General features: G+C 45.6%; 12 protein-coding genes. 8 read left to right on the plus strand and 4 right to left on the minus strand.

The features are described 5' to 3' along the window. The first annotated feature begins 149 nt into the window (after positions 1–149). Genes F0261_RS09335 through F0261_RS20215 form a run of 4 tightly spaced genes read left to right on the plus strand, consistent with a single transcriptional unit; the run spans position 150 to position 5021 of the window. Positions 150–1760, plus strand: a complete 1611-nt coding sequence (locus F0261_RS09335) for an ABC transporter substrate-binding protein (RefSeq protein ID WP_014979943.1) — start codon at positions 150–152, stop codon at positions 1758–1760. Continuing rightward, complete coding sequence (locus tag F0261_RS09340) at positions 1760–2743, plus strand: ABC transporter permease (protein ID WP_171337796.1); 984 nt, start codon at positions 1760–1762, stop codon at positions 2741–2743. The genes F0261_RS09335 and F0261_RS09340 overlap by 1 nt, the downstream gene beginning before the upstream one ends. Continuing rightward, on the plus strand, positions 2740–3609 hold the full coding sequence (locus tag F0261_RS09345) for an ABC transporter permease (protein ID WP_049587892.1): 870 nt from the start codon (positions 2740–2742) through the stop codon (positions 3607–3609). The genes F0261_RS09340 and F0261_RS09345 overlap by 4 nt, the downstream gene beginning before the upstream one ends. Next, positions 3606–5021, plus strand: coding sequence for an ATP-binding cassette domain-containing protein (locus tag F0261_RS20215; protein WP_171337797.1), 1416 nt, complete (start codon positions 3606–3608; stop codon positions 5019–5021). Before F0261_RS09345 ends, F0261_RS20215 begins: the two co-directional genes overlap by 4 nt. 67 nt (positions 5022–5088) lie before the next feature. On the opposite strand, the gene F0261_RS09355 is transcribed toward F0261_RS20215, so the two are convergent. The 3 genes from F0261_RS09355 to F0261_RS09365 all read right to left on the minus strand — a co-directional run bounded on the left by F0261_RS09355 (position 5089) and on the right by F0261_RS09365 (position 7511). Continuing rightward, complete coding sequence (locus tag F0261_RS09355) at positions 5089–5976, minus strand: SDR family NAD(P)-dependent oxidoreductase (protein WP_171337798.1); 888 nt, start codon at positions 5974–5976, stop codon at positions 5089–5091. A 273-nt stretch (positions 5977–6249) separates the two neighbouring features. Beyond that, a complete protein-coding gene (locus tag F0261_RS09360; RefSeq protein ID WP_171337799.1) occupies positions 6250–6942 on the minus strand; it encodes an SDR family oxidoreductase in 693 nt (230 codons plus the stop codon). Positions 6943–6956: 14 nt separating this feature from the next. Beyond that, positions 6957–7511: a type 1 glutamine amidotransferase domain-containing protein gene (locus tag F0261_RS09365; RefSeq protein ID WP_171337800.1), complete on the minus strand. Its 555-nt coding sequence runs from the start codon at positions 7509–7511 to the stop codon at positions 6957–6959. A gap of 398 nt (positions 7512–7909) precedes the next feature. On the opposite strand from F0261_RS09365, the gene F0261_RS09370 reads away from it, so the two are divergent. From F0261_RS09370 to F0261_RS09385, 4 genes are all read left to right on the plus strand, one after another. Then, positions 7910–8863 (plus strand): YihY/virulence factor BrkB family protein, encoded by a 954-nt coding sequence (locus F0261_RS09370; RefSeq protein ID WP_171337801.1) that lies wholly within the window; start codon positions 7910–7912, stop codon positions 8861–8863. A gap of 162 nt (positions 8864–9025) precedes the next feature. Beyond that, positions 9026–10186 carry an MFS transporter gene (locus tag F0261_RS09375; RefSeq protein WP_171337802.1) on the plus strand — a complete coding sequence of 387 codons (1161 nt, stop codon included), beginning with the start codon at positions 9026–9028 and terminating at the stop codon, positions 10184–10186. A gap of 104 nt (positions 10187–10290) precedes the next feature. Then, positions 10291–12474, plus strand: coding sequence for a marine proteobacterial sortase target protein (locus tag F0261_RS09380; RefSeq protein WP_171337803.1), 2184 nt, complete (start codon positions 10291–10293; stop codon positions 12472–12474). Positions 12475–12517: 43 nt separating this feature from the next. Further along, complete coding sequence (locus tag F0261_RS09385) at positions 12518–13087, plus strand: class GN sortase (RefSeq protein ID WP_171337804.1); 570 nt, start codon at positions 12518–12520, stop codon at positions 13085–13087. Positions 13088–13172: 85 nt separating this feature from the next. Here the strand turns inward: F0261_RS09385 and F0261_RS09390 are convergent, their stop codons facing one another. Next, complete coding sequence (locus F0261_RS09390) at positions 13173–14603, minus strand: glycoside hydrolase family 28 protein (protein WP_171337805.1); 1431 nt, start codon at positions 14601–14603, stop codon at positions 13173–13175. Positions 14604–14706: the final 103 nt, after the last annotated feature.

A 14706-nucleotide genomic window follows, 5' to 3' on the forward strand; every position in this document is an offset into this window, starting at 1 on the left:
TGTACATTTATTCAACGAATCGTATATTATCCAATCTGGCTCTTTGTTTTACTATTCAGGGCGTCAGCCTAAGAATACTGATACTGATTCACAGGATTCAAATAGACACGAAAAAGCTTTAAGGCTCGAAGGGAATACATAAAAATAATATGCGAATTAGACATCTAACAATTTTACTCGTCGTTGCCAGCGTTCTACTTGGTGCCTGCACACCTTCACAACCTACAAACAAAATTCTGATTAGTGGTCCTTTTGAACCAGTCAATAACGATCCGGCAAGTACCGGCTACATGTTTACACGAATGCAAATTCTGGAAACTCTCATAGACGTGGATAACCAAGGTCAGCTTATCCCAGGACTTGCTAGCTCATGGTCAAATGATGAGGACTTTACTGTTTGGACATTTAATTTACGTCCTGATGTGTATTTTCATGACGGCACATTAATGACCGCCGACGCCGTCTACAAAAGCCTTTCGGTCGCGTTTGGTAAACCAACGCCATTTTCAAAAGATATGATCGCCAACATGGAGGTGGTATCAGAATATTCTATCAAGTTCACCTTGAACCAAAGTTACCGTCCTTTCCCTTCCCTGTTAAGTAATTATGCAACTGCGATCGTGGCACCTGCAACCTTCGGCAAGTTCAATCGAATTAAAACCTTAATAGGTACAGGCCCCTATCAGATTACGCACTTTGAACCACCCCACAATATTACAACCACACGCTTCAACAATTATTGGGGCGAGCCCGCTGTTATTGAAAACGTTGAGTACGTAACGGGTCACCGCTCTGAGACGCGGGCGCTTATGGTACGAACGGGGCAAGCAGATATTGTGTACAACCTCGACCCTGCCGCGGTTAGCATGTTGCGCACTGACTCTAACGTAAACGTGTTTAGCGACAGGATCCCTCGCACCACTTTAGTTAAGTTAAATAGCGGCCATCCTATCCTCTCAGATGTAAAAGTAAGGCAAGCACTGAGTTTAGCGATTGACAGAAAAGGCATTGCATCTGGCGTAATGCGTATATCGAATATCTCTGCTGATCAGCTATTTGGCCCAAATATTCGAGACTGGCATATTCGTTCTTCTACAGATAATGCTACCAATACTATTTCAATGAGTGACGCTGACAATAATCCAACAATTAATAATAGCGTTGAAAATGGCGACTTATTATTAAACAGGAAAAAAGCGGCACAGCTGCTAACCGACGCGGGATGGTTAGTAGGTGAGGATGGAGTGCGCTACAAAAATGGCTCACCTTTAACGCTGGATATGATTACCTATGCCAATCGCCCAGAACTCATTACCATTGCCACGGCAATTCAAGATCAGTGGGCTAGCATTGGAGTGAAGCTCTCTGTCCATATGGAAAATGTAAGTGCCATTCCTTCAGGGCATGCTGATGGTACATTACAAACTGCACTTATGGCGCGTAACTTTGCTAACATCCCAGACCCTCTCGGTATAATGCTGGCTGACTTTTCTTCAAAAGAAGGCGGCGATTGGGGGCCAATGAACTGGCAAAATGAAAAAGTGTTTAGCGATTTAAAGACATTGAGTCACACCACGGATGAACACGCTTACAAATCGTTGATATCATCAATTATGCAAGAAGTTCAGCAAGACGTTCCTCTTATCCCCGTTATGTACTATGTGCAGCAAACGGCGACTTCTAGCCGACTAAGAAACTTCAGCTTCGACCCTTACGAGCGTTCTTTTCGCGTATCTCAAATGAGAATAGCCCCATACTAATGAGAAAAATTCTACTTCAACGGCTGCTTCAAGCTGTACTGATGGCGTGGAGTGTAGGCACACTCACATTTGTTATAACCCGTTCACTACCTGGAGATTTGGCTTACAAAATAGCGGCTGGCCGCTACGGTGACGATGCGGTAAGTACAAGTGCCGCTAACGCCGTAGCAGAAGAACTTGGTCTGCACAGAAGCGCTTTCGAACAGTACGTAAGCTGGATGACTGATTTAGCCTCTCTGGATTTAGGCAAAAGCTTGGTCACGGGTGCCCCCATTGTTGTTGAGCTACAAAATCAGCTTTCTTACACCCTTGTTCTCGCTGGACTCGCTATTCTGGTATCCGCATTAATTGCGTTTCCTCTGGGAATTTATAGCGGCATCAGAAGCGCTCGAAAAAGTGAAAATACTCCTAAAAGCCGTGCTTCTCTTTTTGATAAAACAGCATTAGTATTTTCCACGTTCGTGCGCTCTCAACCGGTCTTTTGCTTGGGGCTAATTCTCATCTTTATTTTTGCACTAGAGCTCAACTGGCTACCGGTTGCGGGTTCTTCTGGCTTTGTCTATACCATATTACCTGTAATGACCTTAGGGTTAAGCCTGGCGGCTATATCAAACCGCGTAATTCGCAATAGTACTGTTAATGCGGTTCAATCGGGTTATTTCCATTTCGCCAAGATAAAAGGGTTAAGCGCTCTAGAGGCGTTCAGGTGCCATGCGCTACCTAACATTGTAATACCTGCTCTAGCCTTCATGGGCATACAGCTTATCGGTTTAATTGAAGGCGTAATTATGATTGAAAGCCTTTTTGCTTGGCCCGGCATAGGACACGGACTTTCCCATGCTGTCTTTGCCCGCGACATCACTATGTTACAAGGCACAGCTTTGCTGATGGGCATGTTATTCGTATTGGTCAACACACTAGTCGATTTAAGTCAGTATGCACTCGACCCAAGGGTGAGAGAGAATCGAGGGTATAGCCAATGAAGACACCCGCCTTACCTATTGAAAAAGTGATTGGCTTTTCACTTTTGATGCTGCTCTTATTACTTGCGTTGGGCGAGCCTGTTCTATTGGGAACAAACGGTAATCAACAAAATTTAAAGCAAGTGCTCGAAGCCCCGAGTGCGCAACATTGGTTAGGTACAGATCAGTTCGGACGAGACATGTTGGCCAGAATCTCAGAGGGTCTGCGCATATCACTTTCTCTCGCTGCACTGTGTGTATTAAGTTCATCAATCATTGGCGTGCTAACGGGCGTAATTGCAGCGTGGTGTAGAGGTTGGGTAGATACGACGTTGAATTTCATTGCCAATACGATATTGGCGCTCCCCGGACTGGTACTTATTCTTCTTTTCGCGGCGCTAGTACCCGGCTCTTTCATTATGCTGTATTTAGCCATTTCCTTAGTACTGGCCGTCGAATACTTCAGGCTGGTACGTGCTATCACTCTACCAGTAGTGACAGGCCCTGCACTGGAAAACTCTGCGCTAATGGGTTTTCCAAAACGTTATTTATTTAGTAAGCATATATGGCCTGCCATTCGACAAGACGTGTTATCACTTGCTGCTTTTGGTGCCTCCTCCTCAATTATCGCCATGGCATCGGTGGGCTTCGTTTATGTTGGTTTAAAACCACCCAGCCCTGAACTCGGGCTGATGATAGTTGAGCTTTTTCCATACTATCACGAAGCACCTTGGCTGCTCGCACAACCTATTTTCGCCCTATTCGTTCTCGTACTGGGCTTTCACTTACTTTCTGCGAAGAGTGACAAAACACCTCGTTTAAATAAGTTCATTTTTGACAGCAGCAGTAGACTATCAAAGAGTGATGCATTGGAGCGCAAACTGTGAGCCAATATATTGCTATTGAACACTTATCAATTTACGCGCAAGACACCGTTATTGTAGAGGATTTATCCCTTAACCTTGAACAAGGCGAGACGCTTACTATATTGGGTGAAACTGGGGCAGGTAAAAGTCTGCTAGCGCAAGCAATTATGGGTGATTTACCGCCTGCACTGAAGGTTACGGGAAATGTTCTGGTAAACGGTGTAGATATGCTTCGTGCGAACCGACGTGAATGTGAACAATTGTGGGGGCGAGACATTGTTATGCTGCCGCAAGAGCCATGGCATTCTCTAAGCCCAATGATGAAAATTCGCCAGCAAGTCGCCGAAGTTTTTCGGTTTACATTGGGTAACGGTGCTCGCGAAGCACAAAAGAGTGCGAAGACACAGCTAGACAACCTGGCTCTTAAAGACGACAGTGATAAGGTCCCTTCTCAACTTTCCGGTGGAATGGCACAGCGTGTTGCTTTTGCCTGTGCATCAGCGACTAATGCACCTTTATTTCTAGCCGACGAACCCACAAAAGGGCTAGATGCCGGACGCAAACATCATATTATTGAGCAACTAAAGCAAAAAGCTAACGACGGTACGCTACTTACCATTACGCACGATGTTTCAGTGGCAGAGGCACTGGGTGGTAAATGTATGGTGCTTAAAAACGGGAAACTGGTTGAAACAGGTGATACCCGCAAGATACTGTCCTCCCCGTCTTCAAACTATACCAAAACCCTTATTGCGTCGGCTCCGCAACACTGGACGGCTACAACGAAAAAAACGCATAGGTTTGCACCGCTGGTATCGGTGAATGACCTCACAATTATGAGAGGTAACCGTACACTATTTACTGGCCTTAGTTTTTCTTTAGGGGAAGGCGAAATTGTCGGGCTTTGTGGTGATAGCGGCAGTGGAAAAACGTCTCTAGGTGATGCTCTACTTGGGCTTCTACCCTATCAAGGCAATATTGCGTTTCATACGCTTTTACACCGTTATCAAACCCTAAAGCTGTATCAAGATCCCCCCAGTTCATTTTCCGACCACACTACGCTTAAATCATTGATTGATGACGTAATAAAGCTTCACAAGGTGTCTAAAAAGCGTGCTGATTTACTTTCATCTCAACTAGGCCTTAACCAGCGATTGTTTGAGCGCAGCGCCTCTGAAGTAAGTGGAGGTGAGCTTCAACGCATTGCATTGCTGCGCGCGCTGCTACTAAAGCCCAAGCTACTTATAGCTGACGAGCCAACATCTAGGCTCGACCCCATTACAAGTAAGGCAATTACTCACTTACTTGTCGATCAATGCAGAGAAGAAAATTGCACGGTGCTCTTTATCAGCCACGATAGAACACAGCTAGAAAAAGTCTGTGACCGCGTCATTGACCTTCAGACTCTCACAACATCAAAAGCCGTTATATAACGGCTTTTGGAATACAAAATTCAGGGCACTTTCGTGTGTTTATACGCAAACCGTAGCCGCGAATGAACTAAAAAGTCACGATTTCATCATCAATAAGATGACCAACAGCCTGACTCTGCTCAGCATCGACAAAGGCGCTATCAATCGCGCTAAAGCGCGCGGTAGTAACTTTTCGATAATTCGGGTGTGTATAAATATAAGTTTGCTCTGACTGAAGCGCCTCTATCACGCGTTCAGCTAGCACAGAGGCATCGATTCCCGACTCTACTGCTTTAGTGGCTGCTTGAGCTCCGGCCTTAAGCTTCTCTTTATTAATGCGTTTTTCAGCGGCTACTGCGTATTTTTGCTGCCTATTTCTATACGACTCGTGAATGCGGGTCTTCACGAATGCTGGACACAATACAGAAGTATGGATGCCAAAAGGTTTCAGTTCTGGTACCCAGCTTTCTGTCATAGAAACAACCGCAGCCTTTGATGCGCAATAGGCCGCCGCATATGGCATGCCCATCATTCCTGCCATCGACGCCACATTTAGCACCCAGCCTCTTTCGCCGTGCTCTTTAATAGCTGGCACGCATGCTTGTGCGCCATAGAGTACGCCCATAACGTTGACGTCCATTACCCAGCGCCAGGTCTCATGCTCCGAATCTTCAACTTTCCCCGGCGTACCGCCAACACCAGCATTATTGATGACCATATGAACCCTGCCAAACTTCTCTTTGGCGTTAGCTACAATATCTTCCCACTGAGCGTAATCGGTAACATCAAGGGCACAGGTTAGTACGTCAAAACCTTTCTCTCGTAAATCATTACCCGACTCTGTCAAAGCTACGTTATCAATATCGCCCATGACGATATTCATACCCTGCCCTGCCAATGCCTCTGCCAGCGCTAACCCTATGCCGCCAGCGGCGCCAGAAATAATAGCGGTCTTACCTGTAAATTCGTTAGACATCTTACTCTCCTGTTATTGTTATTGCGCCGCGGGCCCTTAGGCGAAGCCATTTCAATGAGGAATTAGAAATCGCCTACATCACTCAATTAGCGCTTATCTACACACCTAGATTAGGGGTAACCGGATGGGGAAAATACTTTATTTGGCTAATTTGAATAGCTTCATGAAATTAATAAGGCAGGTTAAAAGTAAGGGCGGGGCAAACAAAAAAAGGGCAGTGACTAACCCTGCCCTTTGCTTGAATAAATTATCTCTTACCCGCGGTTAGTTCGTTTACTTCGCCGGCATAACATAAACCTCGCGAACGCAGGCTGACTCTTCTGCGCTTAGGGCAAATAATACCGATTTTGCAATATCCGCTGGCTGAAGCTTATCTTCCTTAGGTTCATCAAAAAATGGCGTATTCACCATACCAGGGCAGATAGTTGTACAGCGGCCTCCCCACTCGCGCATTTCTTCTGCGAGGTTCTGACCGAAACCATAAGCAAACCACTTACTTGCCCCATATACAGAGCCTTTGAGAGCTATTCGACCGGCGACCGAAGACGTAATAATGAAGTGGCCTTGCGTATCGCGCAGGTACGGCAATCCAGCTTTTGCAGTATAAAGCAGTCCATTTACGTTTGCGCCCAGCATGCCATCCCAGTCATCTACGTCCCCCTTTTCAATGCCGGCGGCTTTCGCGCCACGCCCGGCATTAGCGAAAATGCCGTCAATGCGACCGAAATGTTCGCTCACCTTTTTAAACGCCGTATCGACATCTTTAAAGTCGCTAACGTCAGCTTTTACAGCGAACGCAACATCATTGCCAAGCTCTTCGACTAAGGCACGCAATTTGTCCTCACTTCTTGCTAAAAGGGCAACATTAAAACCGTTATTTATCAGTTGCTTTGCCGTTTCTTTGCCAATGCCGCTGGAAGCTCCCGTTATCGCGATAACCTTTTTATTTGTAGCTGCGGTGGACATACACTTCCTCCTTTTTACTGGGCAACCATTTCACTAATTTTGTTTACGAAAGCTGGAATATCATCTGGGTTTCTACTAGTGACTAGTTTTGAGTGGGTCACCACTTCTTCATCAACCCAGGTCGCACCAGCATTTTTCAGATCTGTTTGGATACTAGGAAATGATGTGAGTGTTGCACCTTTCGCTAACCCAGACTCCACCAGCAACCATGGCCCATGACAAATAGCACCTATTGCTTTAATACTTGCCGCGCTGTTTGCATTTTTGATGAAGGCAACAGCATCTTCATTGGTACGCAGCACATCGGGATTGATTTGACCGCCGGGTAGCACAAGGGCATCGTAATCTTCAGGGTTTACAGACGTAACTTGTTTATCAACGTTAATTTCTTTTCCCCAGTTGTCTTCGTCCCATGCTTTGATCGTCGACTGATCATCAATAGATAGCACATCAACGTCAGCACCTTGCTCAATAAACTTGTCTCTTGGTTGAATCAACTCGCTTTGCTCAAAACCATTGGTTGCCAAAATAGCGATTTTTTTGCCTTTAAGGTTTTGGGTGTTGCTCATAATGTTCACTCCTTTTGAAAGACGAAATGTAAAGCTAGTAAAAACAGGGGTCACTGCACGACAGAAATAACTGTCCGCCTACCACCTTTAGCAAATCCCATCAGGTGAACGCGTTAGTTTGTGCATGGCATAACCTAGCTCTTACTATCTAGCTACGATGCTATTGAAGGTGCAAATTACAAACCATCCAAACCAAGAAGCGCAAGCCATTGATTCAATTACAATAAATAAAAAACCAACATTTTCATCAACATTGATAGTCACGCACATATTCAGATTTTGTGAACGATTTACAGAGCTTCTTTCTCGCTCCTTTTTTAAGTTGATGTAAGCCGACAGCGAAGTTTTCATGTATCAAGCTTTAAGAGTTCTATCGTTTAGGCAAAACATGAGGACACATGAGCAAGGAACGTTTCAACCACGCTAAATCTGCATTCGAGCTTTCTTTGAAAAGTTGGTGGAGTATTTCAAAGCGTATTTTCACTAGCCTGCAAAAAGATAACATTCCTCTTATCTCCGCTGGGGTTGCCTTTTACTGCTTGCTGGCTATCTTCCCCTTACTAGGGGCAACCATTGCTTTGTATGGGCTTGTTGTATCACCCGACGAACTGCAACGCCACATGGCATTGCTGGTAAACGTGGTGCCAAATGACAGTCGCTACATCATTGAAGAACAGCTTAAAAATTTAACCGAGAAGTCGAATACTGCATTAGGCTGGAGTTTTTTATTTACTCTGCTCTTGTCACTGTGGAGCAGCAGCAAAGGCGCTAACGCTCTGATAAAGGCTTGCAACATTACCTATAGCGAGGCGGAAGGAAGAGGCTTTTTCAAAAGTATCCTGGCACGCATCACCTGCACCATATTTATGATCCTTACTGTAATTGTATCCCTCGCCTGCATCACTATTTTACCCGAAGCAATAAGCTGGATGACGTCAAATGCCCTTAGTACCGAGCAAGCCATGTGGGTGACTTGGCCGGTGATGCTGGCCCTATTTAATATTGCGCTCTCTGCCTTATATCGTTATGCGCCTCACCGACGAGAAGCTCAGTGGCGCTGGGTGACGCCGGGTTCAGTTTTTGCCACGTTGTTATGGGTAGTAGCCTCGTATGGCTTTTCGATATACCTCAATGAATTTGGAAGTTACAACAAAACCTACGGCTCCGTTGGGGGAATTATTATCTTGCTCATGTGGTTGTATTTAACCGCCTATATCATTCTAATTGGTGCAGAGGTGAACTCGTCGATAGAGCTCCAAACTACTGCAGACAGTACGGTGGGTGAAGACAGACCCATGGGCGAAAGAAATGCATTTGTAGCAGATCATACACCGGATGACTTAAGGCACTAATACTAAAACTATCTGAGGCGCATGCACTATCTAGCAGCGCCTTCCTCACCATCACTTTTTAGCATCTTTACGAGCATTTCTTTTCATTTTACCTATATCAGAATTTGCCTCATATTCGCGCCGCGAAATTATCTTCTCTTTCCTCTGATGTAAGGCATTACCTTGGACAACACCTTAATTCCGCCCGCCAAAGCGCGAATCTCTGTTCCCGTTATTGCGCTGGGTATGTACGCAGTTGCGTCTGGCTATTTGATGAGTCTGATCCCACTAATGCTCAGCCATTACAACCTAGACACGGCTATCGCCAGTTGGCTGGCTAGCAGCTTTTACGCTGGGCTACTAGTGGGTGCCCTTAGTATTGAACCGTTGGTAACCCGCGTTGGTTACAAGCACGGTTTTGCGCTGTGTTTAGGCGTACTATTACTAACTATTGTAGTAATGCCTTTGTTTGCTCACACCGCAGTTTGGCTTGTGGCTCGGTTAGTGGCTGGCGTTGCTGTAGCGGGTGTATTTGTTATCGTAGAGTCGTGGCTTTTACACGGCGACGAAGCTGATAGAGCCAAACGTTTAGGTTTGTACATGGGCGCACTTTACGGGGGAAGTTCTTTAGGTCAGTTAGGTATTGGCGCTATTGGCGTAGGCGGCATGCTTCCTTTTGCTGCCATTTTCACCATGTTGATTTTAGCCATTGGCGTACTTTTGTTTGCAAAGAGCGAACAGCCTGAAGCTTCCCACAGTACGCCACTGTCGCTAAAGCAAATATCGAAACTAAATCATGCCGCAATTATTGGTTGCATAGTGTCAGGCTTAACCCTAGGTGCCATTTACGGCTTAATGCCCCTTGAACTATTAAGCCGCGGCATTGCTCATGACGATTTGGGTAGCTTAATGGCCTTAATTATTTTAGGCGCTATGGCAGTTCAACCTTTAATTCCTGCACTATCCAAGTACTTAGGCCGCACGTTACTCATGGCACTATTTTGTTTACTGGGTGTCGCCGCCATAACATTAACCGCAGCGGTTAGCGGTATATACGCTTTGGGAACAGGTCTGTTTCTATTAGGGATGGCAATATTTGCCTTATACCCAGTGGCAATAAATCTGGCCTGCGACAAACTCGATGCTAGCTTCATTGTATGCGCCACACAGGTCATGCTTTTCAGCTACAGCGTGGGTTCAGTAGTAGGCCCACTTATTGCCGATAACTTTTTAGTCGGCCCTCAAGGGTTGATGGGTTACTTATTTGCGTGCTTACTTGCTACCAGTATTTATATGCTGATAGCCAGTGTTAAAACCAAAGGTCGCGCCATGGCAGGCGAGTAACACCTTCGCCACCATTGCCCATTAGATTGCCATAATCTCTGTTCACAATTCGCCCTATTCAGGGCGCTTAATGGTAAGTGTCGATACTAAAGCGAGCTTACCTGATGCTATTTTCCAAAACACCCAAACGGGATTATTTAACGCCTGCCAATACTCACAAACCTTGGTTTAGGGAACGGCAACATGCAGCCAAGCCGCGTAATCACAGGTTGCTTATCCTTACTTCCTTCCTCTGCTTTTTGCTTGGCATAGTAGTTAGCCCGCTAAGTCGCGCTGAGTCTGGCGAATTGATGCTGCAAAGCGTGGACGGTGAGTATTCCCCCGCTCTATTGCATTCAACTGACGTGGATTTACAGGTGAATGGCATGATTGCGCACGTTACCTATTCTCAAAAATTCACTAACACTAGGAATGAATGGAAGCATGCTGTGTATACCTTTCCGCTTAATGAAAACGCGGCGATTAACAGTATGGAAATGCTAATAGGAGACAGAATAATCCGGGGGCAAATTAAGCCGAAGGCAGAAGCGAAAGAAGCATTTGAAGCGGCCAAAAAAGCGGGAAAGAAAGCCAGTTTAACAGAGCAACAACGCCCAAATTTATTTACTCAGCAGGTCGCGAATATAGCGCCGGGTGAGGAAATAACGGTGACACTTCAGTACGTCCAACAGGTAGACTACCGCGATGGAAAATTTACTTTTCACTTGCCTACTACGCTCACTCCTCGCTATTCGCCCGGCATTCCCCTAAATCAGTTTAACGAGAATACAGTGGCTGAAATATCAGGTACAGGTTGGGGAGAACCCACAGATCAGGTACCCGATGCCAGAGCTATCACGCCTTATATGAGAGAAGGCAATGAAGGCCCGCAACTTACGTTCAACGCAACACTAAATACTGGTTTAACGCTTAATAGCGTCACTAGCAGAAATCACCGTGTGAATTGGTCAGAATCCACAGGTAATTATCTTGTCACCTTTAATCAAAGCAATATCAAAATGGACCGAGACATTTGGCTAGAGTGGCAGCCTTCGCCCTCTAGTGCACCACAAGCAGCTATTTTCACTGAATCAAAAGATCAGCATGACTACGCCCTTGTTATGCTAATGCCGCCACAAGTGAAGAGCCAAGATTTACAGGATTTTGATCGCGATATCACCTTCGTTATCGACACGTCAGGCTCTATGGGAGGTCGGCCAATTGTCGACGCAAAAGAGAGTTTACAATTAGCGATAGACCGCTTGAGTGAGAAAGACCGATTTAATGTTGTAGCATTTAACAATGACACCACGCGTTTGTTTGAAACCTCGGTAGAGGGAACAACACGAAACAAGCAATATGCGAGGAACTTTGTAAAGCACCTCAATGCAGGGGGCGGCACTGAAATGGCACCAGCGCTTAATGCCGCACTTAAACCCACGACAGCTGAAAACTTTATAAAACAAGTTGTCTTTATCACCGATGGGGCGGTAGGCAATGAAGCTGCATTGTTCTCGCAAATAAAGAACGAACTGGGTGATGCGCGCCTTTTTACAGTAGGCATAGGCAGCGCGCCCAATAGTTATTTTATGACCCGAGCCGCTCAGTTTGGTCGCGGAAGCTATGTATTTGTTAGCAATACTGCAGATATTAAACAGCAAATGGATAGCTTGCTTTATAAGTTAGAAAGCCCTGTGTTGAGTAATTTAAGCCTCACTCTACCAGCTGGCTATGCACAGTCAGCAGAGATTTACCCTTCTAAGATCCCTGATTTATACGCGGGAGTACCTTTGCTCTTGAATGTGAAACTGCCTCATAACGCCGGTACAAGCGGAAAAATAACCCTTAAAGGCACACTAGTAGACAAGCAGGGCACCACTCGCGAGTGGACCAGTTCGGTAGCAATATCGCCAACGTCGACAGGTTCTACCCAACACATTGGCGTAGCGACTGCGTGGGCAAGAAAGAAAGTGGCGGCGTTAATGGATGAAAAAGCGTTAGGGCGAAATGTAGATGAAGTAAAACAGGACATTCTTGCTGTAGCCCTGCCCCATAAACTTATAACAGAGTTCACCAGCTTCGTTGCTATTGAAGAAAAAATAGCAAATACACAGCGCATACCTTCTTCCACCGAAAACGTAAGAAACTTAATGCCACAGGGAACGCAATTCAGACAAATCAGTTACCCCCAAACCGCAGCGGGTGTATCTGAACATGTCGTATTAGGCATGATTGCCATGCTTTTATTGTCGCTTTTTCACAGCATCGCCTTTTTGCGAAACAAAGGGGGAACGAGGTTAGCACCTTAGGCTCATTTCTTTATTTTTTGACTGAATATTGCTTGGACAAACAATGATTAAATACTCTTTTACCATCATCTTAGTCTTGATCGCCACAGCCAGCTTTGGCAAAGCTGGCTGGATATTACTGAAAGCCGAGCTCGCGCAGTATTTGATTCAATCTTCGTGGGAAGAAACGCTAACCACTGGTGCTAACCAGAAGCCTTGGCGTTGGTCTGATACCTGGCCAGTGAGCAAGCTGGTTCATGCCAAAAGCGAAACGCAGCTGTATGTACTAGAAGGCGCACAGGGAAACGCCCTTGCATTTGGCCCTGGACACCACACCGACTCGCCCCCACTCGGACAGGGTGGTAGTGTGATTGGCGGGCATAGAGATACTCACTTCACGTTCTTAAAGAAGGTGAGAGCCAGAGATATTATGCAATTGCAGTTGCCGAACTCACAGTGGGTAACCTATCGGGTTGTATCGAAGACGATAGTCGATGCCGCCTCGGCAATGAAAGTAGATGTAAATGGGCAGCAGCTCTATTTAGTTACCTGCTACCCATTTAATGCGGTATCAACACAAAGTAATTTACGCCTTGTTGTTGAGCTGGTCGAAACTGAAAGCCAGCGAACCTAAATAGGTTCGCCCACAATTAATTAGCCGCTTGTTTGGGCGAAAATAAAGGACCAATGCGAACAACCTATCGCGTTTAACCTGTTTTCTAGCGAGTAACAGATTCAATGTGCAGCGAAGAAAACGTGCCGTTCCAGATTTGCTCACCTATGGTGACATTTTCAAAGCTAATATCGTCGGCATTTTCTAGGATAAGAATTTCTTCTGCTTCCTTGATTTTAATGTCTTTAAACTTAACGTTGTGCACAGGGGCTGCGTCCGGAGCGTGAATTTCCAAAACCGTTCCTACATTTTCTACCGTTAAATCTTCAATAATAATGTCGGTATAGGTAGCCGGAAAATTACCGTGTAAATTACTTGGGTAGTTTAGCTGGAACCAGAATAAGTGCTTAAACGAAGCCACTTTACTGCCTCTAATTCGAACCATTTTGACGCGCCCGCCTCTGTCTAAGTTACTCTTAAAGCGATATGCTGAGTCGCCTTCATGCAAGATGTTGTTCTCAAAAAATACGCGCTTAATGCCGCCAGACATTTCCGAACCAAGACCAATGCCGTCTTCCCCGCCTAAATCATTGTTTCGCGCAACAATGTCTTTGCTAGGTATACCTATATTTCGACCGTCGGCGTCTCTACCAGACTTAATAACGATACCGTCATCACCGGTTCTAAAGTGATTATCTTCAGCAAGCACAAACTGGCTCGACTCAATGTCTAACCCATCGTTGTTGTACAGGTGACTTTCTACCTTCACTCGTCTTACCGTAGCATGAGAAGTATAAACTAAGTGATTAACCCAAAACGGTGAGTTCAGGGCCGTATAATCTTCAAGCAGCACACGCTTGGCGTGGAAAAACTGAATAAGCGGAGGGCGCAAGTAATGCCCTTCTCCGAACTGACGCTTCTCTACTGGAACGCCATCAAACCCCATTTTACGAAGCGCATGCATATCTGTATTTTGTTTCTCATACCAGCCAATGAACGCCGATTGGGCATTTCCGTCGATAGTACCTTTACCTGTAATTGCCACATCTTCCACATTTAGCGCATAAATTAGCGGTGAATAGGTAAATACCTCAGTACCCTCCCAACGGGTTTTAACCACCGGTAGGTAGTGCGAAGGGTCGCCGGAAAACAGCAGAGTAGCGCCTTCCTCTAGGTGCAAGTTCACTTTGCTTTTAAGACGAATAGGACCGTCTACTTGCCATGTTCCTTTGGGCACAACAACAATACCGCCGCCGCTAGCCGAAGCCTTGTCAATTACACGTTGAATTGGCGCTCGCGCTGCACTTAGTGAAGTATCACTCACATCAACCACAAATTTTTCGTTTGGAATAGTGGGCAGCTGGATCTGATTTACAATCTGTTCAGCAATTTCCCAGTCTTCGTCAGTAGATGCCGACGCATAGGAACAAGTTAGAAGGGTCACAATAAACGCCACCCATCCCAAAGCCCGGCGGTGTGTGAAACGGCTGGGGTAGCTACTCATAGAACGGTCAACATCAGGTATAAAGCGCAGCATAAAAGCTCCATTATTTAAGTCGTAACTGATTACGTTTAAGAAACAAAATATTCACATCACGACAATAATGCCACCGGTGGCATTATTAATCAAAATAATGTTA

It is taken from the genome of Alteromonas sp. 07-89-2, assembly GCF_013113925.1.
GTDB classification, from domain to species: domain Bacteria; phylum Pseudomonadota; class Gammaproteobacteria; order Enterobacterales; family Alteromonadaceae; genus Alteromonas; species Alteromonas macleodii.

What these genes read in the sequence shown, in the direction of transcription:
- F0261_RS09345 (WP_049587892.1), top strand. Translation starts at nt 2,740, where the DNA reads ATGAAGACACCCGCCTTACCTATTGAAAAAGTGATTGGCTTTTCACTT.
- F0261_RS09335 (WP_014979943.1), top strand. Translation starts at nt 150, where the DNA reads ATGCGAATTAGACATCTAACAATTTTACTCGTCGTTGCCAGCGTTCTA.
- F0261_RS09385 (WP_171337804.1), top strand. Translation starts at nt 12,518, where the DNA reads ATGATTAAATACTCTTTTACCATCATCTTAGTCTTGATCGCCACAGCC.
- F0261_RS09360 (WP_171337799.1), bottom strand. Translation starts at nt 6,942, where the DNA reads ATGTCCACCGCAGCTACAAATAAAAAGGTTATCGCGATAACGGGAGCT.
- F0261_RS09370 (WP_171337801.1), top strand. Translation starts at nt 7,910, where the DNA reads ATGAGCAAGGAACGTTTCAACCACGCTAAATCTGCATTCGAGCTTTCT.
- F0261_RS09380 (WP_171337803.1), top strand. Translation starts at nt 10,291, where the DNA reads ATGCTATTTTCCAAAACACCCAAACGGGATTATTTAACGCCTGCCAAT.
- F0261_RS09340 (WP_171337796.1), top strand. Translation starts at nt 1,760, where the DNA reads ATGAGAAAAATTCTACTTCAACGGCTGCTTCAAGCTGTACTGATGGCG.
- F0261_RS09365 (WP_171337800.1), bottom strand. Translation starts at nt 7,511, where the DNA reads ATGAGCAACACCCAAAACCTTAAAGGCAAAAAAATCGCTATTTTGGCA.
- F0261_RS09390 (WP_171337805.1), bottom strand. Translation starts at nt 14,603, where the DNA reads ATGCTGCGCTTTATACCTGATGTTGACCGTTCTATGAGTAGCTACCCC.
- F0261_RS09355 (WP_171337798.1), bottom strand. Translation starts at nt 5,976, where the DNA reads ATGTCTAACGAATTTACAGGTAAGACCGCTATTATTTCTGGCGCCGCT.